The organism is Streptomyces sp. NPDC050617, assembly GCF_040654795.1.
In the GTDB taxonomy this organism is placed as follows: domain Bacteria; phylum Actinomycetota; class Actinomycetes; order Streptomycetales; family Streptomycetaceae; genus Streptomyces.
On record NZ_JBFAIS010000013.1, the window covers coordinates 1 to 23,885 of the forward strand.

Consider the following 23,885-nt stretch of genomic DNA (forward strand, 5'->3'; position numbering starts at 1 on the left):
CGGGCGCAGGTGGATGTGTACAAGCTCGCCGAGGAGGTCACGGCGGGGCTGGAGGGCATGGAGGTGCCGCTGCGCGTCGCGGTGATGGGCTGTGTGGTCAACGGTCCGGGTGAGGCGCGTGAGGCGGATCTCGGGGTGGCCTCCGGCAACGGCAAGGGCCAGATCTTCGTGAAGGGCGAGGTCATCAAGACCGTCCCCGAATCGAAGATCGTCGAGACCCTCATCGAAGAAGCCATGAAAATCGCCGAGCACATGGAGGCAGCGGGGGCCCGCTCCGGGACGCCCGACGTCACCGTGGGCTGAACCATACGAGGAGGGGGATGTCGGTGTCGCTGTTGGAGAACATCAAGAACCCGCACGACCTGAAGGCGCTGCCCGCGGAGAGCCTCGGCCAACTCACCGAGGAGATACGCCAGTTCCTCGTGCACGCCGTGGCCGCGACCGGCGGCCATCTCGGTCCCAACCTCGGCGTGGTGGAGCTCTCCGTCGCCCTCCACCGCGTCTTCGAATCGCCCGCCGACCGCGTCCTGTGGGACACCGGGCACCAGAGCTACGTACACAAACTGCTCACCGGACGGCAGGACTTCTCCAAGCTGCGCGGCAAGGGCGGCCTCTCCGGCTACCCCTCGCGCGCCGAGTCCGAGCACGACGTCATCGAGAACAGCCACGCCTCCACGGTCCTCGGCTGGGCCGACGGCCTCGCCAAGGCCAACCAGGTGCTGGGGCGCACGGACCGCCATGTGGCGGCCGTCATCGGCGACGGCGCGCTCACCGGCGGCATGGCCTGGGAAGCCCTCAACAACATCGCCGCGGCCAGAGACCGCCCGCTGATCATCGTCGTCAACGACAACGAACGCTCATACGCGCCGACCATCGGCGGCCTGGCCAACCACCTCGCCACGCTCCGCACGACCGACGGCTACGAACGCGTTCTGTCCTGGGGCAAAGAGGTCCTCCAGCGCACACCCGTCGTCGGGCAGCCGCTGTACGAGTCCCTGCACGGCGCCAAGAAGGGGTTCAAGGACGCCTTCGCCCCGCAGGGCATGTTCGAGGACCTCGGCCTGAAGTACGTCGGCCCCATCGACGGGCACGACATCGCCGCGGTCGAATCGGCGCTACGCCGCGCCAAACGCTTCCACGGCCCCGTAGTCGTGCACTGCCTCACCGAGAAGGGGCGCGGCTACCAGCCCGCCCTGGAGGACGAGGCCGACCGCTTTCATACGGTCGGCGCGATGGACCCGCTCACCTGCGAGCCGCTCGCGCCGTCGAGCGGGCAGTCCTGGACCTCGGTGTTCGGGGACGAGATGGCGCGGATCGGGGCCGAGCGGCCCGACGTCGTGGCGATCACGGCCGCGATGCTGCACCCCGTGGGGCTGACGAAGTTCGCCGCGGCCTTCCCCGACCGGGTCTGGGACGTCGGCATCGCCGAGCAGCACGCCGCCGTCTCCGCGGCGGGGCTGGCCACGGGCGGGCTGCACCCGGTCTTCGCGGTGTACGCGACCTTCCTCAACCGCGCCTTCGACCAGGTCCTGATGGATGTGGCGCTGCACAAGTGCGGCGTCACCTTCGTCCTGGACCGGGCCGGGGTCACCGGGACCGACGGCGCGTCGCACAACGGCATGTGGGACATGTCGATCCTCCAGGTCGTCCCCGGCCTGCGGATCGCCGCGCCGCGCGACGCCGACCAGCTCCGCGCGCAACTGCGCGAGGCGGTGGACGTCGATGACGCGCCGACCGTCATCCGCTACCCCAAGGAGACCGTGGGCGAGCCGATACCGGCGGTCGGCCGGGTCGGGGGGATGGATGTGCTGGCCCATCCGGAGCCGGCCGAAGGGGAAGCGGCAGGACGTACGGGACGCGGCGCGGACGGGCGTACGGACGTACTGCTCGTCACCGTAGGAACCATGGCCCAAGTCGGCCTGGAAATAGCCGAGTTGCTCCACGCGCGCGGCACCGGCTGCACCGTGGTGGACCCGCGCTGGGTCAAACCCGTCGACGAGGCGCTGCCCGCGCTCGCCGCCGGCCACCGGGTCGTGGCGGTCGTGGAGGACAACAGCCGCACCGGCGGCGTCGGTTCGGCCGTCGCGCAGGCGCTCGGCGACGCGGGGGTGGACCTGCCGGTGCGCACCTTCGGCATCCCGCCGCAGTTCCTGGCGCACGCCAAGCGCGGCGAGGTGCTGGCCGACATCGGGCTCACCCCCGCCGAGATGGCCGGGCGCATCAGCGCCGCTCTGGCCCGTACCACAGCCCCCGCAGCGGCGGGGTCATCTGAGATCAGCGAGGAGAACCACCTATGACAGCCGACGGACCGCAGGGCTTCGACCTCGGGAAGCTCCTCGCGGAGCGCGGCGGTGAGCGGTATGAACTGCACGCGAAGTACGTGAACCACCAACTGCCGCGCATGCTGCACACCATCGGCTTCGACAAGGTGTACGAGCGGGCCGAGGGCGCGCACTTCTGGGACGCGGACGGCAACGACTACCTGGACATGCTCGCCGGATTCGGCGTCATGGGCGTCGGCCGGCACCACCCCGTCGTACGCAAGGCGCTGCACGACGTGCTCGACGCCCAGCTCGCGGACCTCACCCGCTTCGACTGCCAGCCGCTCCCCGGCCTGTTCGCGGAGAAGCTCCTGTCGTACGCCCCCCACCTCGACCGCGTCTTCTTCGGCAACAGTGGCACGGAAGCCGTGGAGACCGCGCTGAAGTTCGCGCGGTACGCGACCGGCAAGACGAGGATCCTCTACTGCACGCACGCTTTCCACGGGCTGACGACCGGTTCGCTCTCCGTCAACGGCGAGGACGGATTCCGTGACGGCTTCGCGCCCCTGCTGCCCGACACCGCCATCGAGATGGGCGACCTGGCGGCGCTGGAACGGGAGTTGGCGCGCGGCGACGTGGCCGGATTCGTCGTCGAACCGATCCAGGGCAAGGGCGTGCACGAGACGCCGCCCGGATTCCTGCGCGCAGCACAGGAGTTGCTGCACCGGCACAAGGCGCTGCTGATCGCCGACGAGGTGCAGACGGGCATCGGCCGGACCGGCGACTTCTTCGCCTACCAGCACGAGGAAGGCGTGGAACCCGACCTGGTGTGCGTCGCGAAGTCGCTCTCGGGCGGCTACGTGCCGGTCGGCGCGACCCTCGGCAAGGACTGGATCTTCAAGAAGGTCTACTCCTCCATGGACCGGGTGCTCGTCCACTCCGCGAGCTTCGGCTCCAACGCCCAGGCCATGACGGCGGGGCTCGCGGTCCTCAGCGTCATGGAGGACGAGCAGATCGTCGCGCGCGCCCGGCACACCGGGGAACTGCTGCGCTCTAGGCTCTCGGCGCTGATCGGCAAGTACGAGCTGCTGCATGACGTGCGCGGCCGGGGCCTGATGATCGGCATCGAGTTCGGCAAGCCCAAGTCGCTGGGCCTGCGCAGCCGTTGGGCTATGCTCCAGGCCGCGCGCAAGGGCCTGTTCGCGCAGATGGTCGTCGTGCCGCTGCTCCAGAAGCACCGCATCCTCACCCAGGTCTCCGGCGACCACCTGGAAGTCATCAAGCTGATCCCGCCGCTGGTCATCGACGAAGCGGACGTGGACCGCTTCGTCGACGCCTTCACCGCCGTCATGGACGACGCGCACGGCAACGGGGACAGCAGCCTGATGTGGGACTTCGGCCGCACGCTGATCAAAAGCACGCTCCGCCCCGGTTCGTCGTCGGGAGCGGCCTCGTCCGCATGACCACCTGCCGGCCTCGGAGGGCACCGGCTGACTATGCCCGGTTTCGGGGCCGGTGAGGACCTGACAGCGCGTGGATACGTCTGGCGCCGGGCCCTGGAGAATCGACGGCTCTCCAGGGCCTGACCGCCTGTGACTCAAGCGATCGCCTTGCAGCCCTTGCAGCCGCCGGCGCCTACGAGAACAAGGGCGGCTCCTACCGCAGTGAAGGGACGCGGGCCGCCCAGGGGCGGGCCTCCTCCAGTTGGGCGGAGAGGGAGATGAGGGTGGCCTCGTCGCCGTAGCGGGCGGCCAGCATGACGCCGATGGGGACGTTGTCGGCGGTCCAGTGCAGCGGGACGCTGGCGGCGGGCTGGCCGGTCGCGTTGTAGAGCATGGTGTACGGAGTGAACGCGCTCATCAGCTCGAAGCCGTTCGCCGGGTTCGCGTCATCGTGCAACGAGCTCACTGGGACCGGAGGTTGGGCAAGAGTCGGGGTGAGGATGATGTCGTAGCCGGTGCCGGCCGGCTGGATGGTGTCGGCGATCATCTGGCCCAACTTCCGCAACTCCTGAAGGCCCTGGACGTATGTCACCCCGGACACCCCTGGGGCCTCCGCGCGCAGGTAGCGCGTCAGCGGCGTCAGCAATTCCTCGGCGCCCGGCGGCACCGGGCTGGTCGCGGCCATCACCTTCCATATGTCCAGGAGGGCGGCGCCGGCCTCGGCGCTCATCGCGGGCGGCGCCATCTCCTCGACGGTGTGGTCGAGTTCGCGCAGCAGATCGGCGGCCTCGTCCACGGCCTTGCGGCAGTCGGGGTGGAGCGACACGCCCGGCACGGACGGTTCGGGCATGCAGGCGACGCGCAGCGCCCTCGGGCGGCGGCGCGCCTGCTGCACGAAGGTCTCACCGGGCGGCAGCGCGGGCGCGGTGAACGGGTCGCCGAGCATCGGCGCGGCGAGGACGTCGAGGAGCGCCGCCGCGTCGGCGACCGTACGGGCCAGCGGCCCCGAGGTGGTCATACCGCTGACGTCGCGCAGCGTGGGGCCGTCGCCGACCCGGCCACGGCTCGGCTTGAGGCCGAAGAGCCCGCAGGCCGAGGAAGGGATGCGGATCGAGCCGCCGCTGTCGGTGCCGTGGGCGACGGGCGCCAGCCCGGAGGCCACGGCCGTTGCGGCGCCGCCGCTCGACCCGCCGGCCGAGCGGTCGAGTGCCCACGGGGTGCGAGCGGGCGGCGCCACCCGGTTCTCGGTGTACGGCGGCAGGGCGAACTCGGGGGTGTTGGTCTTGCCGAGCAGGATGGTGCCGGCCGCGCGGAGCTTCGTGGCGACATGGTCGTCCACGGTCGGCACATGATCCACGAGCGCCGCCGAACCCATCGTGCAGCGCACGCCGGCAACGGAGGTGACGTCCTTCACCGGTACCGGGACACCGTGCAGCGGCGGCAACTCCCTGCCCTCGCGGCGCGCTTCGGCGGCAACCTGTTCCGCCTCGGCCGCCTGCTTCCGCGCGACCTCGGGCGTCACCGTGATGAACGCCCCGACTGTGGCGTCGAGACGCTCGATGCGCTCCAGGTAATGGTTCGTCAGCTCGACGGGGGACAGATCCCCTGTCCGTATCGCGTCGCCCTGCTCCAGAGCGGTGAGATCGTGCAGCTGGCCCATTTCCGGCCGTCCTCTCGTCGATCGCCGTCGCGTGCGGGCCGTCGCCGCGTGCCACGTCCCGCACCAGCGGTCGGTGGGCAGGAGGGCGCCGGTCCGTGGGAAGATCGTAACTGTCCTTAGGGTTGCCTTGCCTAACTATTGATGTGCGGTCGGCGGCTTCGGCGGATGGGGCCCGGAGCCTGTGCGCCGGTGTGATCCTGGGCCCGTGTGATCCTGCGCCGGTGTGATCCTGTATCCGTGTGACCTGTGTCCGTGTGATCCTGTGTCCAAGTGATGCGAAATTTCTGATTGGACAGCGGGAGACGTCCGCCCGGGCGGATTCATAGCGAATCCACAGGCGTCCAACTGCGTCGCAAACACATTCGTTGACATCCCTGGGACGAGGCTGTCCAATTCCAAGGAGTTGGATACGGGGATGGCGCACCACTCATGCAGCGGTGCGCGGCAACACAGCGACCACAGGTACCTACCGCCGCTCACGTACGGAGGCGGCTGGACTGTCGGACGGGGGCGGGCCGCCCAGGCGGCCCATCAGCGGCGTCGCCCATGACGCCGCTGGACAGGAAATGTCCGTACGTGCGCGAATCCGTGCCGCCTTTCCCCCGAGGCGTCGCACGGGCCGGCGGTGGTCCATACCGCCTGATGAATGGATGAGTGCAGGGTGATCAGCCGGCACAGAACCCGGCTGGACAACAGCAGGTACTTCGGGCACGGGACTGCCCGTTGAGGGGGAAAAGATGAACGGCCGGAATGGCGACGCGCTGCCCCTGTCCGAATACCGGCAGGACTCTCACCGACAGGACTTTCCCGAGCAGGACTCTCACGGGCAGAACCTTGACCGGCAGGACACACGGCCCACGCGAGAAATGGGGAATTCCCGCGTGCTCGACGCGATCCACCGGTACGTCGACATGACCGGCGCTCTCGACCTCGACACCTTCGACCGCGCGCTGAAGCTGGTCGCCGAGGAGACGGAGATCCTGCGCACGCCCAGCGCGACGGACGGCGAAGGAACTGCCCGGCCCGTCACGGCGGCCCGAGAAACGGAGGGGCTGTCCGTCGTCGATCTGAGCGGCGAGCGCGACCCGCGACGCGCGGCGGAGGAACTGATGCGGGCGGAAGCGCTCCGCGTCCGGGACGCCGGCGCCACCGGGGGCCGGCCGTTCTCCCACGCGGTCTACCGGCTCACCGCCGACCGCCATCTCTGGTCGCACTGCTACAGCCCCCAACTGGTGGACGACTTCGCGTGCGAGCTGATCGAGCGGCGCGTCGCCGAGGTGTACACGGCTCTCTCGCGGGGCGACGCCGTCGCCGAACCGGGCTACGCGCCGCTGAGCGCGGCCGTGGAGCGGGAGGCGGCCTACCTGGAGTCGGAGCGGTACGCACGCGACCGGGCGTACTGGCTCGGCCGTTGCGCCGACCGCCAGGAGCCGGCCGGCATTCCGGGCTACCGGGCAGGCGGCGCCGAGGAGGAGGCCGACGGCGGGGCCAGGGAGGGCACTTGGCGGGAGTCGGGGACGCTGACGCCGGCCGCCACGGCCCGCTTGCGCGCTGAGGCTTCCCACGGCGGCGTCAGCTGGACACGATGGACGATCGCGGCGGTCGGTGCCTTCGTCGCCCGGATGACCGGGGCGGACGAGGCGGTACTGAGCCTGCCGATCGCGGGCCGGGTGGGAGACGAGGACCGGCGAACGCTGTGCGCGATGGCCGACACACTGCCCCTCCGATTCCCGGTGCGGGCCGGGGCGGGCCTGACGGAGATCGCGGGCGAGGCGGATCGCGAAATCGCCGAACTGCTGGAACACCAGCAGTTCCGAGGAGGGCGCCTCCGTCGTGAACTGGGCCGCCCGGAGGGCGACCACCGGAACTTCGGACCGTACGTGCGTATCGTCCCGGCGAATGCGGAACTGCGATTCGGATCGTGCCAGGGAACTGCCCACGACCTGTTCTCATACCTATCGCACCTATCGCACCTGTCGCATCGACTGACCGCTGAATTCGGCGTCCTGGTGTCCGAATCACCGGACGGCGAGGCACTTCGGGTCACCCTGGAGGCCAGTTCCGCCCAGTACGACCGCGCCTGGGTGAAGGGCGCACACCGATCAATCCTCCGGATTCTGGAAGGAGCGACGGCATCCCCTTCCCTTCCGGTGTGCCGAATAGACATGGCAGACGACTCGGAACGCTCGCTGATCGCGGGGGAATGGAACGAAACCGGTCGACACCGGGCGGCGGATTCCGCTCTGGAGCTGTTCACGGCACGGGTCGCTGCTGATCCGGACGCGGTGGCGGTGCGCTGTGGCGCGGACGCGTTGACGTATGGGGAATTGGCGGGCCGGGCGAATGGGCTGGCTCGGTATCTGGTGCGGTTGGGGGTGCGTCGGGAGTCGCGGGTGGGGCTGTGCCTGCCGCGCGGCGTGGACATGGTCGTGGGGTTGCTGGCGGTGTGGAAGGCGGGCGGCGCGTACGTACCGCTGGACCCGGAGTACCCGGCGGAGCGGCTCGCCTACATGGTCGCCGACAGCGGCGCCGCGGTCGTCCTGGCGACCGCCGAGACGATGGCGAAGGCGCCGACCGACGCCGCGCGCGTCGTGGCATTGGAGGACATCGCGGAGGAAGCCGCCGGAGCCGAGGACGCTGCGGAACTCGAAACTGCGCCCAGGAAGGACCAGTTGGCGTATGTGATCTACACCTCCGGTTCGACGGGCCGTCCGAAGGGCGTGGCGGTCGCGCACGGCGGTGTGGCGAACCTGGCGGAGGTCATGCGGCCGGTGTTGGGGGTGTCGGAGGGTGTGACGGCGTTGCAGTTCGCGTCGTTCAGCTTCGATGCTGCTGTGCTGGACGTGGCGGTCACCTTGGGTGGGGGCGGGACGCTGGCGATCGCGTCGAGTGAGGAGCGTAGGGAGCCGGAGGCGCTGGCCCGGATGATCGAGGCGTCGGGTGTGAGCGTGGCGAGCGTCGTGCCGTCGCTCCTCGGTGTGCTGGATCCGGCTGCGGTGCCGGGTGTCGGGAATTGGGTGCTGGGCGCGGAGCGGCTGAGTGCCGACTTGGCGGCGCGGTGGCGGGCCGGTGCGCGGGTGTGGAACACATACGGTCCGACGGAGGCGACCGTGATCACGACGGCGACGCTCCTTGCGGATGGCATCGGCCCGCAGGACGCGCCGCCCGCGATCGGCAGTCCTATCGGCAACGCCCAGGTCTTCGTCTTGGACGCGTTCCTGCGGCCGGTGCCTGTCGGCATGGTCGGTGAGCTGTACGTGGCCGGGGCCGGGCTGGCGCGCGGCTACGTGGGTCGTGCCGATCTGACGGCGGAGCGGTTCGTGGCCTGCCCCTTCCTGCCGGGCGAGCGGATGTACCGCTCGGGTGACCTGGCGCGGTGGACGGCGGACGGCCTGTTGGAGTTCGCGGGACGAGCCGACGAGCAGGTCAAGATCCGGGGCTTCCGGGTCGAACCCGGTGAGGTCGAGGCTGTTCTGACGGGGCATCCGGACATCGCCCAGGCAGCGGTGGTGGTACGGGAGGACCGGCCCGGCGAAAGGCGGTTGGTCGGCTACGTCGTACCCGAGGCGCCGGAGGCGGACGTCGACCCGGCGTCGGTGCGCGAGTACACGGCCGGGGCGCTGCCGGAGCACATGGTTCCCGGCGCCGTGGTGCTGCTCGACGCACTGCCGCTCACAGTGAACGGCAAGTTGGACAAGGCGGCGCTGCCCGCTCCCCGAACGGAGGAACGCCCCGCTGGGCGCGAGGCGCGGACACCTCTCGAAGCGGCGCTGTGCCGTCTGTTCTCCGAAGTGCTGGGCCTGGAGCGGGTGAGCGCCGACGACAGCTTCATCGGGCTGGGCGGGGATTCCATTCTCGCCATGCTGCTGGTGTCGGGCGCCCGGCGCGCCGGACTGTCCCTCACCACCCGTCAGGTCTTCGAGCACCGCACCCCGGCCGGCCTGGCGACCGTGGCCGTCCGTCGGGAAGCGGTGGACGCCACGCGGGACAGCAGCGCTGAACACCCGCCGTCCGGCGCGCCCCTCCTGGAGCTTTCGCGGAGTCAGCTGGCGGAACTGGAGGCTGAGGTCCCCGGACTGGTCGAAGTGCTGCCGGTCTCGCCTCTACAGGAGGGCTTGCTCTTCCACTCGCAATTCGACGAGCAGGACGAGGACGTCTACGCGGAGCAGTTGGTCGTCGACCTCGACGGCGATGTCGACATGGACGTGTTGCGTGCGTCGTGGCGGGTGTTGTTGGAGCGGCATGCGGCTTTGCGGGTGGGTTTCCGTGTGGTGCCGGGGTTGGGGCGGCCGGTTCAGACGGTGGTGCGGGATGTGGTGCTGCCGTGGCGTGTGGAGGATGTGTCGGGGCTCGGTGCGGAGGCCGCGTGGGCGCGGTCGGAGCGGTGGGCGGCGGAGGAGCGGGCGCGTCGCTTCGATCTCGGCGAGCCGCCGCTGTTGCGGGTGCTGTTGGTCAAGGTCGGTGCGGATCGGTATCGCATGCTGGTGACGCTCCATCACCTCGTGCTCGACGGCTGGTCATTGCCAGTCCTGATGCGTGAGCTGTGGGACTGCTATGCGGCGGGCGGCACCGCGAGCGGGCTGCCCGCGGTGGCCCAGCACCGTGAGCACGTCGCCTGGCTCGCCCGACAGGACGCGGCGGCGGCCGGTGAGGCGTGGCGGGCGGCGTTGGCGGGGCTGGAGGAACCCACGCTGGTCGCTCCGGCGGTCGGCGCGGGACAGGCCGGCGCGCCCGGTCGGGTGACGGTTCAGTCGGACAGCGACCTGGCTGCCGCGTTGAACGGGGTGTCCCGTGCGTGTGGTGTGACGGTGAATACGGTGGTGCAGGCTGCTTGGGCCGTGGTGGTCGGGCAGTTGGCGGGCCGTAGTGATGTGGTGTTCGGTGCGACGGTCGCGGGGCGGCCGGCGGATCTGCCGGGTATGGCGGAGATGCTGGGGCTCTTCATCAACACCGTTCCGGTACGGGTGGTGTTGGAGCCGGGGCATACCGTCGCGGAGACACTGACCGGGTTGCAGGTGCAGCAGTCGGCCCTGCTCGATCACCAGCACTTGGGCCTGAGCGCGATTCAGCGACTTGCCGGGCCCGGAGCGACCTTCGACACCCTGATGGCGTTCGAGAACTATCCAGGCGGTGACCTGACGGGCACTCCGCTCCTCGACGGGCCGACGGTGACGAACACCGAAGTACGCGGCTCGACCAACTTCGCGGTGGCGCTCGGCGTCACGCCCGGCGACGTCCTTCACCTGCACTTGGACTACCAGCCGGACCGGGCCGACCGGCAGCAGGCGATGCAGATGGGGCGTCGCCTGCTGCGGGTGCTGGGGCAGATGGCGGCGGACCCCGAGACGCGCATCGGCGACCTCGACGTGCTCGGCGAGGCCGAGCGCACACAGGTGGTCGAACGGTGGAACGACACCGGGCTGCCCGTCTCGGCACGCACTGTCGTCGACCTCTTCGCACGGTGGCCCGAGCGGACACCGCATGTGGTGGCCGTCCGCTGCGGCTCCGATGCGCTGACGTACGAAGAGCTGGAGGCGCGGGCGAACCGTCTGGCCCGGCACCTCGTCCGCCTCGGCGTGGGCCGGGAATCGCGCGTGGGGCTGTGCCTGCCGCGCGGCGTGGACATGGTCGTGGGGTTGCTGGCGGTATGGAAGGCGGGCGGCGCGTACGTACCGCTGGACCCGGAGTACCCGGCGGAGCGGCTCGCCTACATGGTCGCCGACAGCGGCGCGGCGGTCGTGCTGGCGACCACCGGGACAGCGGACGAGGTGACGGACGGTTCGGCGCGCGTAGTGGCCCTGGACGAGGCGGCCGAAGCCATTGGCGCCGAGTCCGCCGACCCTCTCGAAGTCACAGTGGAGCCAGGCCAGTTGGCGTATGTGATCTATACGTCCGGTTCGACGGGCCGTCCGAAGGGCGTGGCGGTCGCGCACGGCGGTGTGGCGAACCTGGCGGAGGCCATGCGGCCCGTACTGGGCGTGACCCAAGGTGTGACGGCGCTTCAGTTCGCGTCCTTCAGCTTCGACGCCGCGGTGCTGGATGTCGCGGTCACCCTCGGGGCCGGCGGCACGCTGGCGATCGCGTCGAGCGACGAACGTACGGAGCCGGAAGCCCTGGCGCGGATGATCCACGCGACGGGCGTGAAAGTGGCGAGCGTCGTCCCTTCGCTCCTGGGCGTGCTGGACCCGGCCGCCGTCTCCGGCGTCGAGAACTGGGTGGTGGGCGCGGAGCGCGTGACCGCGGACCTGGCCGCGCGGTGGCGTGCCGAGTCGCGGGTGTGGGTCGCGTACGGCCCGACCGAGGCGAGCGTGATCACGACGTCCGCGCTGCTCGCGGAGGGCATCGGCGCGCAGGACGCGCCGCCGGCGGTCGGCCGCCCCATCGGCAACGTCCAGGTCTTCGTGCTGGACACCTTCCTGCGCCCGGTGCCCGCCGGCGTGACGGGTGAGCTGTACGTGGCCGGGGCCGGGCTGGCACGCGGCTACGTGGGCCGGCCGGGGCTGACGGCGGAGCGGTTCGTGGCCTCGCCCTTCCTGCCCGGTGTGCGGATGTACCGCTCGGGCGACCTGGCGCGGTGGACTGCCGACGGACAGGCGGAGTTCGTCGGCCGGTCCGACGAACAGGTCAAGATCCGCGGCTTCCGCGTCGAACCTGGCGAGGTCGAGGCCGTCCTGACGGGCCATCCGGACGTGGCGCGCGCCGCCGTGGTGGTACGGGAGGACCGGCCCGGTGAGAAGCGGTTGGTCGGTTACGTCGTGCCCACGGCGCAGGACATCGACGTGCGGCCGCTGCGCGAGTACGCGGCCGGCGCCCTGCCGGAATACATGGTGCCGAGCGCCCTCATGGTCCTGGACGCCCTGCCGCTCACGGTGAACGGGAAGCTCGACAGGGCAGCTCTGCCCGCTCCCGAGACCACGACGATGGACGGCCGCGCGCCCGAGACGGCGGTCGAAGGCGTGCTGTGCGGGCTGTTCGGCGACGCGCTCGGACTGGAGCAGGTGGGGGCCGATGACAGCTTCTTCGGGCTGGGCGGCGACTCGATCATGTCGATGCTGCTGGTGTCGCACGCCCGCCGTGCGGGCCTGCTGATCACGAGCCGTCAGGTATTCGAGCACCGGACCCCGGCCGGCCTGGCGACGGTGGCCGTCGCGGCGGACGGCGTCGACTTCCGCGATGAGGTGCCCGGCGTCGGCGGCGTACCCCTCACCCCGGTGATGCACGAACTGCTGGACCGGGTCGGCCCGGAGAACGTGGGCCAAGTCGTCCAGCAGGCACTGGTGATGACACCGGCTGACCTCGACTTCGTCGCTCTGACGAATGCTGTACGCGCTGTGATGGCCCGTCATGATGTGCTGCGGGCACGGTTGGAGGTGGACCCGGAGCGGCGGCTGGTGGTGCCGGACGCGGTTGATTCCGACGGGTTGGTACGTCGAGTGGACGCGGCTGCGGCCGCGGGGGACTCGTCGGACTTCGCGGCCCTCGCGGGAGAACAGGTGCGAGCGGCGGCGAGGCGGCTGGATCCGGCGGCCGGTGTGATGGTGCAGGCGGTGTGGCTCGACGCGGGTCCGGGCCGGCAGGGGCGGCTGCTGGTGGTCGCGAACCACCTCGTGGTGGACACGGTGTCCTGGCAGGTGCTGTTGCCCGATCTCGCCTACGCCTACGAGGAGTTGGCGTCCGGCCGTCAGCCTGTACTCGACGCGGTACCGGTGTCGTTCCGGCGCTGGGCGAGCGAGACGGCGGCGGACGCGACGAGCGCGGACCGGGCAGCGGAGCTGCCGGGGTGGTCCGAGGTGTTGCGCGGCGCCGACGCGTTGCTGACCGACCGGCCCGTGGATCCGACTCGTGATGTCGAGGCGACGGTGCGGCGTGTATCGGTGACGATGCCCGCCGAGGTGGCTTCGGCCGTGCTGGCACGGGTTCCGGCGGCCTTTCACGCGGGCGTCGACGACGTTCTGCTGGCCGGCCTGGCGGTGGCGGTACGTGATTGGTCGGGCCGTGGTGCGGGTGGCGGCTTCCTGGCGGATGTGGAGGGGCATGGGCGGGCGTCGGAGGCGGACCTGTCGCGGACGGTGGGCTGGTTCACCAGTGTCCGGCCGGTGCGGCTGGACGCGGGGGCCGGCGCGGGATCTGACGCTGGGTCTGACGTGGGGCCCGATGCCGGGTCTGGCGTGGGGGCTTTTGATGCGGCTGAGGTGCGGGCTGGTGGCGTTGCCGCCGGTCGGGTGCTGAAGCGCGTAAAGGAGCAGGTGCGGGCGGTGCCTGGGGACGGGCTGGGCTACGGCCTGCTGCGCCGCCTCAACGCCGAGACCGCGCCTGTACTGGCCGACCTGCCGTCGGCGCAGATCGGGTTCAACTACCTGGGCCGCATCGCCGGCCGCGAAGGGGACTGGCAGCCGCTCCCGGCGACCGAACTCGACGGCAGCGTGGCGGGGGCGTTCCCCGTGATGCACCCCCTGGAGGTCCTGGGAGCGGTACGCGACACCGACGGAGGCCCTGAACTGACGCTGACTCTGGCATGGCCGGAGGCGGTGCTCGAAGAGAGCGCGGCGCGAGCGCTGCTGGAGGGCTGGGCGGCGGCGCTCGGCGGCCTGGCCGCCCACGCGGATGAGGCCGGAAAGGGTGGATACACGCCCTCCGACTTCCCCCTCCTGGCGCTTTCGCAGAATCAGGTGGAGGAACTGGAGGCAGGCGTCCCCGGTCTGGCCGAGGTACTGCCCGTCTCGCCCTTGCAGGAGGGCCTGCTCTTCCACTCGCTGTTCGACGAGCAGGGCGACGACACCTACATGGAGCAGCTGGTCGTCGATCTCGACGGCCGGCTCGATGCCGATGTCCTGCGTGCGTCGTGGCGGGTGTTGTTGGAGCGGCATGCGGCTTTGCGGGTGGGTTTCCGTGTGGTGCCGGGGTTGGGGCGGCCGGTTCAGACGGTGGTGCGGGATGTGGTGCTGCCGTGGCGTGTGGAGGATGTGTCGGGGCTGGGTGCGGAGGTCGCGTGGGCGCGGTCGGAGCGGTGGTCGGCGGAGGAGCGGGCGCGTCGCTTCGATCTCGGTGAGCCGCCGCTGTTGCGGGTGCTGTTGGTCAAGGTCGGTGCGGATCGGTACCGCATGTTGGTGACGCTCCATCACCTCGTGCTCGATGGCTGGTCATTGCCGATTCTGCTGAATGAACTGTGGGCCTGCTATGCGGCGGGCGGCACCGCGAGCGGACTGCCCCCGGTGGCTCAGCACCGCGAACATGTCGCGTGGCTGGCCCGACAGGACGTGCCGGCGGCGAACGAGGCGTGGCGGGCGGCCCTCGCGGGGGCGGAGGAGCCGACGCTCGTCGCCCCGGTGGCCGCCGAGGGGCGGTCGGATGCGCCGGGGCGGGTGACGGCGCAAACCGGTCGGGAGCTGGCTGCCGCGTTGAACGGGGTGTCCCGTGCGTGTGGTGTGACGCTGAATACGGTGGTGCAGGCTGCTTGGGCCGTGGTGGTCGGGCAGTTGGCGGGCCGTAGTGATGTGGTGTTCGGCGCGACGGTCGCCGGGCGGCCGGCGGATCTGCCGGGTATGGCGGAGATGCTGGGGTTGTTCATCAACACCGTTCCGGTGCGGGTGGTGTTGGAGCCGGGGCGTACCGTCGCGGAGACACTGACCGGGTTGCAAGTACAGCAATCAGCCCTGCTCGATCACCAGCACTTGGGTCTGAGCGCGATTCAGCGACTTGCCGGGCCCGGAGCGACCTTCGACACCCTGCTCGCGTTCGAGAACTATCCGGGCGACCCCGCGGTGCCGCCGTCCGCCGAGGGGCTGACGCTCACGGACACCGAGATCCGCGAGTCGACCAACTTCGCGCTGACCCTGAGCGTGAACCCCGCCGATGACCTCGGACTCTGGCTGGACTACCGACCCGACCTGTTCGACGAGGAGAGCGTACGGGCCGTGGCCGCGCGGCTGGTGCGGGTGCTGGAACAGATGGCCGCCGACCCCGAGGCCCGGATGAGCGACATCGACGTACTCGGCCCCGAGGAGCGCTCCCGCGTGGTGGGGGAGTGGAACGGCACCGCGCGGCCGGTGGCGGCGGGGACGGTCCTGGATCTCTTCTCCGACTGGGCCCGCTCGACTCCGGACGCGGTGGCGGTGCGCTGTGGCGCGGACGCCTTGTCGTACGAGGAGTTGGCGCACCGCTCGAACCGGCTGGCTCGGTATCTGGTGCGGTTGGGGGTGCGTCGGGAGTCGCGGGTGGGGCTGTGCCTGCCGCGTGGTGTGGACATGGTCGTGGGGTTGCTGGCGGTGTGGAAGGCAGGCGGCGCGTACGTACCGCTGGACCCGGAGTATCCGGCGGACCGGCTCGCCTACATGGCCGCCGACAGCGGCGCGACCGTCGTGGTGGCGACCACACGGACAGTGGCCGAGGCGCCCTCCGGGCCGAGGATGCTGGTTCTGGACGAAGCGGCGGAAGCCGTGAAGCTCGAATCGTCCGAACCCCTTCAACGACACTTCATTCCAGACCAGTTGGCGTATGTGATCTACACCTCTGGTTCGACGGGGCGTCCGAAGGGCGTGGCGGTCGCGCACGGTGGCGTGGCGAATCTGGCCGAGGCGATGCGGCCGGTGTTGGGGGTGTCGGAGGGTGTGACGGCGTTGCAGTTCGCGTCGTTCAGCTTCGACGCTGCTGTGTTGGATGTCGCGGTCACCTTGGGCGGTGGCGGCACGCTGGCGATCGCGTCGAGTGAGGAGCGTACGGAGCCGGAGGCGCTGGCCCGGATGATCGAGGCGGCGGGCGTGAGCGTGGCGAGCGTCGTCCCCTCCCTCCTGGGGGTGCTGGATCCGGCGGCGGTGCCGGGTGTCAGGAATTGGGTGCTGGGCGCGGAGCGCCTGACCGCTGATCTGGCGGCGCGGTGGCGGTCCGGGGCGCGGGTGTGGAACACGTACGGTCCGACGGAGGCGACCGTGATCACGACGGCGATGCTCCTGGCGGATGGCATCGGCCCGCAGGACGCGCCGCCCGCGATCGGCAGTCCTATCGGCAACGCGCAGGTATTCGTCCTGGACGCGTTCTTGCGGCCGGTCCCCGCCGGTGTGACAGGTGAGCTGTACGTGGCCGGGGCCGGGCTGGCGCGCGGCTACGTGGGACGTGCCGATCTGACGGCGGAGCGGTTCGTGGCTTGCCCCTTCCTGCCGGGTGAGCGGATGTACCGCTCGGGTGACCTGGCGCGGTGGACGGCGGACGGGTTGTTGGAGTTCGCGGGGCGTGCGGATGAGCAGGTCAAGATTCGTGGCTTCCGGGTCGAGCCGGGCGAGGTCGAATCCGTGCTGGCCGCCCATCCGGGTGTGGCCCAGGCGGCGGTGGTGGTGCGGGAGGACCGGCCGGGCGAGAAGCAGCTGATCGCGTATGCCGTGCCGGTCGCCCTTGCGTCGGCCGCACCAGCCGACCCCTCCTCCTACCGCTCCTCTTCCTCTTCCTCCTACTCTTCCTCCTCCGGCGGTGGGTCCGGCAGCTCGTGGGCGCTCAACAGCGCGGAGCTGAGGGAGTTCGCCGGAGTCCGCCTGCCGGACTACATGGTCCCGGCGACGATCGTGCTCCTGGAGGCGCTGCCGCTGACCGCCAACGGCAAGCTCGACCGGGCCGCGCTGCCCGCGCCGGACGTCGCCGAGCGGGGGGCGGGCCGAGCCCCGGTCGGTGCGGCGGAAGAACTGCTGTGCACGCTGTTCGGCGAGGTGCTGGGCGTGGAGCGGGTGGGGGCCGATGACAGCTTCTTCGGGCTGGGCGGCGACTCGATCATGTCGATGCTGCTGGTGTCGAACGCCCGCCGGGCGGGACTGGTGTTCACGAGCCGTCAGGTATTCGAGGAGCGGACCCCCGAGGGCCTGGCGGTTGTGGCCGCCGTGGCCGATGGCGTGGAGCTCCGCGACGAGGTGCCCGGCGTCGGTGAAGTGCCCCTGACCCCGGTGATGCACGAACTGCTGGACCGGGCCGGCCCGGAGGGTGTGGGCCGAGTGGTCCAGTCGAGCGTGCTGGTCACGCCTTCCGATGCCGGCTTCGGGGTTCTGGCCAGTGCGGTACGAGCTGTGATGAGCCGTCACGAGGTGTTGCGCGCGCGGTTGGAGGTGGAGCCGGACCGACGGCTGGTGGTGCCGGACGCGGCTCCCGCCGATGGGTTCGTGCGTCGGGTGGATGTGTCGGCGGCGGATGCGGGGTGGCCGGAGCTGCTCGCCGAAGAGGCGCGGGCGGCGACCGGGCGGCTGGATCCGGCGGCCGGTGTGATGGTCCAGGCGGTGTGGCTCGACGCGGGCCCGGGCCGGCAGGGGCGGCTGCTGGTGGTCGCGAACCACCTGGTGGTGGACACGGTGTCCTGGCGGACCCTGCTGTCCGATATCGCTTATACCTACAAGGAGTTGGCCGCCGGCCGTGAGCCGGTGCTCGACGCCGTTCCCGTGTCGTTCCGACGCTGGGCCCGCGAGCTGTCGGCGGAGGCGGTGAGCCCCGGCCGTGCGGCGGAGCTGCCGGAGTGGTGCGAGCTGTTGCGCGGCGCCGACACGTTGCTGACCGACCATCTCGTGGACCCGAGCCGTGATGTCGAGGCGACGGTGCGGCGTGTATCGGTGACGGTGCCCGCCGAAGTGACGTCAGCCCTGCTCGCCACCGTCCCAGCCGCGTTCCACGCGGGGGTCGATGACGTTCTCCTGACCGCGCTGGCAGTGGCGGTGAGGGAGTGGAAGGGCCGCGATCTGGCTGGCGGCTTCCTGGTGGATGTGGAGGGGCATGGGCGGGCGTCGGAGGCGGACCTGTCGCGGACGGTGGGCTGGTTCACCAGTGTCCGGCCGGTGCGGCTGGACGCGGGGGCCGGCGCGGGACCTGAGGTCGGGTCTGACGTGGGGCCCGACGCCGGGTCTGGCGTGGAGCCTGGCGCGGGGGTTTTCGACGCGGCTGAGGTGCGGGCTGGTGGCGCTGCCGCCGGTCGGGCGCTGAAGCGCGTAAAGGAGCAGGTGCGGGCGGTGCCCAGGGACGGGCTGGGCTACGGCCTGCTGCGCCGCCTCAATGCCGAGACCGCGCCTGTACTGGCCGACCTGCCGTCGGCGCAGATCGGGTTCAACTACCTGGGCCGGGTCCCTGCCGCTCAGACCGAGACCTCGGGGCCATCGGGGCCGTCGGGGTCGGCGGACGACTGGAGCGCGACCGGCGAGACCGATCCGGGAAGGTTCCCATCTGGTGAGGCCGCGAGCGACCAGGGTCCGGCCGCGGAGCTGCCCGTCATGCACGCTCTGGAGATCCTGGGCGTGGTGCGCGACCCGGCCGGAGGCGGCGGCTCTGAACTGGCCCTCACCCTCTCCTGGCCGGAACGGCTGCTGGACGAGGGGGCGGCACGGGCGCTCCTGGACGGCTGGGCGGCGATGCTGACCGGCCTCGCCGCACACGTCGCCGACCCCCCGACCACCGCGGGTTCCGCACCCTCCGCAGGCTCTACGCGCCGCGCCGTCGGCGGCTACTCGCCCTCTGACTTCCCCCTTGTCGACCTGTCGCAGGAGGGCGTGGAGGAGCTGGAGGCCGCGGTGCCGGGGCTGGTGGACGTATGGCCGCTGTCGCCGTTGCAGGAAGGATTGCTGTTCCACTCCGCCTTCGACGACGCCGGAACGGACGTGTACGGAGGTCAGCGGGCTCTGGCCCTGGAAGGGCCGCTGGACGTCGGCCGCCTGCGGGCCTCCTGGGGAGCGGTGCTCACACGGCATCAGGGGCTGCGCGCGAGCTTCCATCAGCTGGCTTCGGGCGAGGCGGTGCAGGCCGTCGCGCATGAGGTGACGGTGCCGTGGCACGAGGCCGACCTGTCGGGGCTGCCCGAGGCGGAGGCGTCGGCGGCGATGGCGCGGCTTGCGGAGGGCGAGCTGGCGGAACGCTTCGATGTGACGGTGGCGCCGTTGCTCCGGCTGCTGCTGGTCCGGATGCGGGAGGACCACCACCTCCTTGTGATGACAACCCATCACATCATCCTGGACGGCTGGTCGTTGTCGACGATGCTCAATGACCTGACGGAGGCGTACGCGGCGGGCGGCGAACGCAACACGCTGCCGCGGGCGCTGTCCTACCGCGAGTACCTGGCATGGCTGGGCCGCCAGGACGTGGAGGCGACACGCTCCGCGTGGCGGGCGGAGCTGGCGGGGGCGGACGAGCCGACGCGCGTGGCGCCCGCGGACTCGGTACGGGCGCCGATGCAGCCCGAGCCGGTGTTCCGGCAGTGCGACGAAAGGCTGACACGTTCTCTCACGGGACTGGCCCGCGAGCACGGACTCACGGTGGCGACCGTGCTGCGGGGCGCTTGGGCGCTGGTGCTGGCGCGGCTGGCCGGCCGTACCGATGTGGTGTTCGGCAGCACGGTCGCGGGGCGCCCGGCAGACCTGCCGGGGGTGCAGTCGGCGATCGGCCTGTTCATCAACACGCTTCCGGTACGGGTGAGCCTCGCGGCGGGGCAGCCGGTCATCGAGATGCTCGCCGACTTGCAGGCCCGCCAGGTGCGGCTGATGGGCCATCAGTACATGGGGCTGGCGGAGATCAACCGGCTCGCGGGCCCGGGAGCGGAGTTCGACACGCTGGTCGTGTACGAGAACTACCCCCGCCCGGCCGAGCAGCCCAAGGGGCCCGGCACGCTGACCATGCGTCCTACCGGTCGGCCCCAGGACGCCAGCCACTACCCACTGGCGCTGATCGCGAGCCCAGGGGACCGGCTGGAGGTCCAGCTCGACTACCGGCCGGACGTGTACGACCGTCCCGCCGCCGAGGCGATCGCCGATCGGCTGATGCGGGTGCTGGAGCAGTTCGTCGCTGACCCGTCCGCGCCAGTGGCCCGTATCGATCTGCTGGCGCCCGAGGAGCGCGAGCTGATGGCGGGCTGGAACGCCACCGCCACCGCCACCGTCACCGCCATGGCCACTGCCACCGCCACCGCAATGGCCACTGCCACCGGCACCGACACCGGCGCAGCCCAGACCTCGCGTGCGTCGGTGCCGGAGATGATCGCCGACTGGGCGAAGCGCTCGCCCGATGCGGCAGCGGTGGTGGCGACCTCCGCTGAAAAAGCCCTGACCTACGGAGAGTTGGAAGGTCGGGCGAATCGTCTGGCCCGGTACCTGACCCGCCTCGGCGTGGGCAGGGAGTCGCGGGTCGGGCTGTGCCTGCCGCGTGGCGCGGAGATGATCGTGGGTCTGCTGGCGGTGTGGAAGGCGGGCGGCGCGTACGTACCGCTGGACCCGGAGTACCCGGCGGACCGGCTCGCGTACACGATCGCGGACAGCGGTGCGTCGGTCGTCCTGGCGGTCGCCGAGACGGCGGACGGGGTGGCTGAGAGCGCCGCCGCGCGCGTCGTGCTACTGAACGAGGCGGAGCCGGACATCAGCGCGGAGTCGGACGAGCCATTTCAACAGCCGCTCCTAGATGACCAGTTGGCCTATGTGATCTATACCTCCGGTTCGACGGGCCGTCCGAAGGGCGTGGCGGTCGCGCACGGCGGTGTGGCGAACCTGGCAGAGGTCATGCGGCCCGTGTTGGGCGTGTCGGAGGGCGTGGCGGCGTTGCAGTTCGCGTCGTTCAGCTTCGATGCTGCCGTGCTCGATGTCGCGGTGACGTTGGGCGGGGGCGGCACGCTGGCGATCGCGTCGAGTGAGGAACGTACGCAGCCGGAGGCGCTGGCTCGGATGATCGAGGCGGCGGGCGTGAGCGTGGCCAGCGTGGTCCCCTCCCTCCTCGGCGTGCTGGATCCGGCGGCGGTGCCGGGTGTCGAGAACTGGGTGCTGGGTGCGGAGCGGCTGACCGCTGATCTGGCGGCGCGGTGGCGGGCCGGGGCGCGGGTGTGGAACACGTACGGTCCGACTGAGGCGACCGTGATCACGACTGCGGTGCCGCTGCCCGAAGGCATCGGCCCGCAGGACGCTCCGCCGCCGGTCGGCCGTCCCCTCGGCAACGTGCAGGTTTTCGTCCTCGACGATTTCTTGAGGCCGGTGCCGCCTGGTGTGACGGGTGAGCTGTACGTGGCCGGGGCCGGGCTGGCGCGCGGCTATGTGGGTCGTCCGGGGCTGACGGCGGAGCGGTTCATTGCCTGCCCGTTCGCCCCCGGTGCTCGTATGTACCGCTCGGGTGACCTCGCCCGCTGGACGGTGGACGGTCTGTTGGAGTTCGCCGGCCGTGCGGATGAGCAGGTCAAGATTCGTGGGTTCCGGGTCGAGCCGGGTGAGGTCGAGTCCGTGCTGGCCGCGCACCCTGATGTGGCCCAGGCCGCCGTCGTCGTCCGCGAGGACCGGCCGGGCGACAAGCGGCTGATCGGCTACGTGGTGCCCCACACCGCAGGTGACCAGCCCGCCGTCCAGCCCGTGGCCCTCCCGCAATCCCTGCGGGAGCACGCAGCGGGGATGCTGCCCGAGTACATGGTTCCGGCGGCCGTGGTGGTCCTGGACGCCCTGCCGCTCACGGTGAACGGAAAGCTGGACAAGGTCGCCCTTCCCGCGCCGGACTTCGCCGACCGGGGGGCGACGGGCCGAGCCCCCGCTGGCGCGGCCGAAGAGTTGCTGTGCGAGCTGTACGCCGAGGTGCTGGGCGTCGAGCGGGTGAGCGCCGAGGAGAGCTTCTTCGAGCTGGGCGGCGACTCGATCATGTCGATGCAGTTGGCGTCGCGGGCCCGGCGTTCCGGCTGGGTGGTGACACCCCGACAGGTCTTCGAGGAGAAGACCGTGGCGCGGCTGGCGCTGGTCGCCGAACCGGTCCGGGAGACAGCGGAGGAGCTGGGCGACGTCGGCGTGGGCCAGGTGCCCTGGACCCCCGCGATGCGGGCGCTCGGCGAGGCCGCCGCCGGCCCGCGCTTCGCGCAGTGGTCCGTGGTGGGCGCGCCGCCCGCGCTGGGGCTCGATGTCCTGACGGCGGGCGTGGGCGCCCTGCTGGATACGCACGACATGCTGCGCGCCCGTGTCGTGCGCGAGGACGGCGCCGAGCCCGTCTTCGAGGTGGCAGCGCAGGGCTCGGTGGACGCGGCGGCACTGGTCGTACGAGTCGACGCGACAACATTGGAGGACGAGGCCCCGAACGCCACCCCGACCGCCCCCCTCACAGAAGACGACCTGGACGCTCTCGCCGACGAAGCGGCCCACCAGGCGGTAGCCCGGCTGGACCCCGCCGCCGGCGTGATGGCGCAGGCCGTCTGGCTGGACGCCGGGCCCCGGCGGACCGGCCGCGTGGTGCTGGTCATACACCACCTGGCGGTGGACGGCGTCTCCTGGCGCATTCTGCTGCCGGACCTCCAGGCGGCGTGCGAAGCCGCGGCAGCGGGACGGGAGGCGGCGCCGGACCCGGTGCGTACGTCCTTCCGGCGCTGGGTGCTGCGGCTGGCGGCCCAGGCCCGTAGCGAGGAGCGCCGGGCCGAGCTGGGCGACTGGATCGCGACGGCGGGCGGGTCCGAGCCGCCGTTGGGGCGGCGCGCGCTCGATCCGGCGCGCGACACCGCCGCGACCTGGCGGGAGCGTTCATGGGAGGTCCCCGCACCACAAGCCGCCACCCTGGCGGGCCGCACGCTGACCGTCTTCCACTGCGGCGTGCACGAGGTGCTGCTGGCCGCGCTGGCCGGAGCGGTGGGGCAGTGGCGGCCCGGCAGCAGTACCGCCGCCGGAGTGCTGCTGGACATCGAGGGGCACGGCCGGGCGCCCCTGGCGGGCGATGATCTCTCCCGCACCGTGGGCTGGTTCACCAGCGTGCACCCGGCGCGCCTGAAGACGGCCGGCATCGATCTGCCGGGCGCCCGTACCGGCGGCCCGGCCGCCGGGGAACTGCTGAAGGCGGTCAAGGAACAGTTGCAGGCGATACCCGGCGACGGGTTGGGCCACGGCATGCTGCGCCACCTGAACCCGGAGACGGGCCCGGTGCTGGCAGGGCTGCCGTCGCCGCAGATCGCGTTCAACTACCTGGGGCGGTTCTCCGCCCGTACGCCCAGCGGGCCCCCTGCCCGTACGCCCGACGGGTTCTCCGTCCGTACGTCCAATGGGCTCCCTGCCCGTACGGGCACAGGCACCGGCACGAACACCAGCACCAGCACCAGGACAGGTACCGGCACCAGGACAGGTACCGGTACCGGCACAGGCACTAGTACCGACACAGGCGCGGACGCGGGCACGGTAGGCGCGTGGCAGCCGGCCGGTGCGTCGGCTGTCGGCGGCTCCGCCGACCCCGGCATGCCGGTCGCCCACGCGCTGGAGGCGGGCGCGGTGATCCGGGACACGCCGGAGGGGCCGGAGCTGACCCTCACCCTGGGCTGGGCCGGCGAGCTGCTGGACGAGCCCGCGGTCGAACGGCTCGGGCAGGGCTGGCTGGCGATGCTGTCCGGGCTGGCCGCGCACACCGAAGCGCCCGGCGCGGGCGGCCATACCCCCTCCGACTTCCTCCTCCTGGATCTCGCACAGGACGAAGTCGACGCGTTCGAGGACGAGTTCGGGGACGAGGACGAGTTCGGGGACGAGTTCGGAGACGGGCTCGCCGACGGTCCCGCACACCCTTCTGCACATCATCCGTTGTAAGGAG

The 23,885-nt window shown here is 71.3% G+C and carries 5 protein-coding genes; 4 read left to right on the forward strand and 1 reads right to left on the reverse strand.

Translation table 11 applies throughout. The annotated features are described in order from the left end of the window. The 3 genes from AB0I49_RS18990 to AB0I49_RS19000 all read left to right on the forward strand — a co-directional run. Nucleotides 1–303 (forward strand): flavodoxin-dependent (E)-4-hydroxy-3-methylbut-2-enyl-diphosphate synthase (locus AB0I49_RS18990; RefSeq protein ID WP_363228133.1); only part of this gene is annotated, 303 nt, incomplete at its 5' end. 23 nt (nucleotides 304–326) lie between these two features. Continuing rightward, nucleotides 327–2,297 carry a 1-deoxy-D-xylulose-5-phosphate synthase gene (dxs, locus tag AB0I49_RS18995; RefSeq protein WP_363228223.1) on the forward strand — a complete coding sequence of 657 codons (1,971 nt, stop codon included), beginning with the start codon at nucleotides 327–329 and terminating at the stop codon, nucleotides 2,295–2,297. Then, complete coding sequence (locus tag AB0I49_RS19000; RefSeq protein ID WP_363228135.1) at nucleotides 2,294–3,724, forward strand: aspartate aminotransferase family protein; 1,431 nt, start codon at nucleotides 2,294–2,296, stop codon at nucleotides 3,722–3,724. Before dxs ends, AB0I49_RS19000 begins: the two co-directional genes overlap by 4 nt. Before the next feature lie 193 nt (nucleotides 3,725–3,917). Here the strand turns inward: AB0I49_RS19000 and AB0I49_RS19005 are convergent, their stop codons facing one another. After that, a complete protein-coding gene (locus tag AB0I49_RS19005; protein ID WP_363228136.1) occupies nucleotides 3,918–5,363 on the reverse strand; it encodes an amidase in 1,446 nt (481 codons plus the stop codon). A gap of 881 nt (nucleotides 5,364–6,244) precedes the next feature. Here AB0I49_RS19005 and AB0I49_RS19010 point away from each other — a divergent pair. Continuing rightward, nucleotides 6,245–23,881, forward strand: coding sequence for an amino acid adenylation domain-containing protein (locus tag AB0I49_RS19010; protein ID WP_363228137.1), 17,637 nt, complete (start codon nucleotides 6,245–6,247; stop codon nucleotides 23,879–23,881). Nucleotides 23,882–23,885: the final 4 nt, after the last annotated feature.

What these genes read in the sequence shown, in the direction of transcription:
- AB0I49_RS19000 (WP_363228135.1), top strand. Translation starts at nt 2,294, where the DNA reads ATGACAGCCGACGGACCGCAGGGCTTCGACCTCGGGAAGCTCCTCGCG.
- AB0I49_RS19005 (WP_363228136.1), bottom strand. Translation starts at nt 5,363, where the DNA reads ATGGGCCAGCTGCACGATCTCACCGCTCTGGAGCAGGGCGACGCGATA.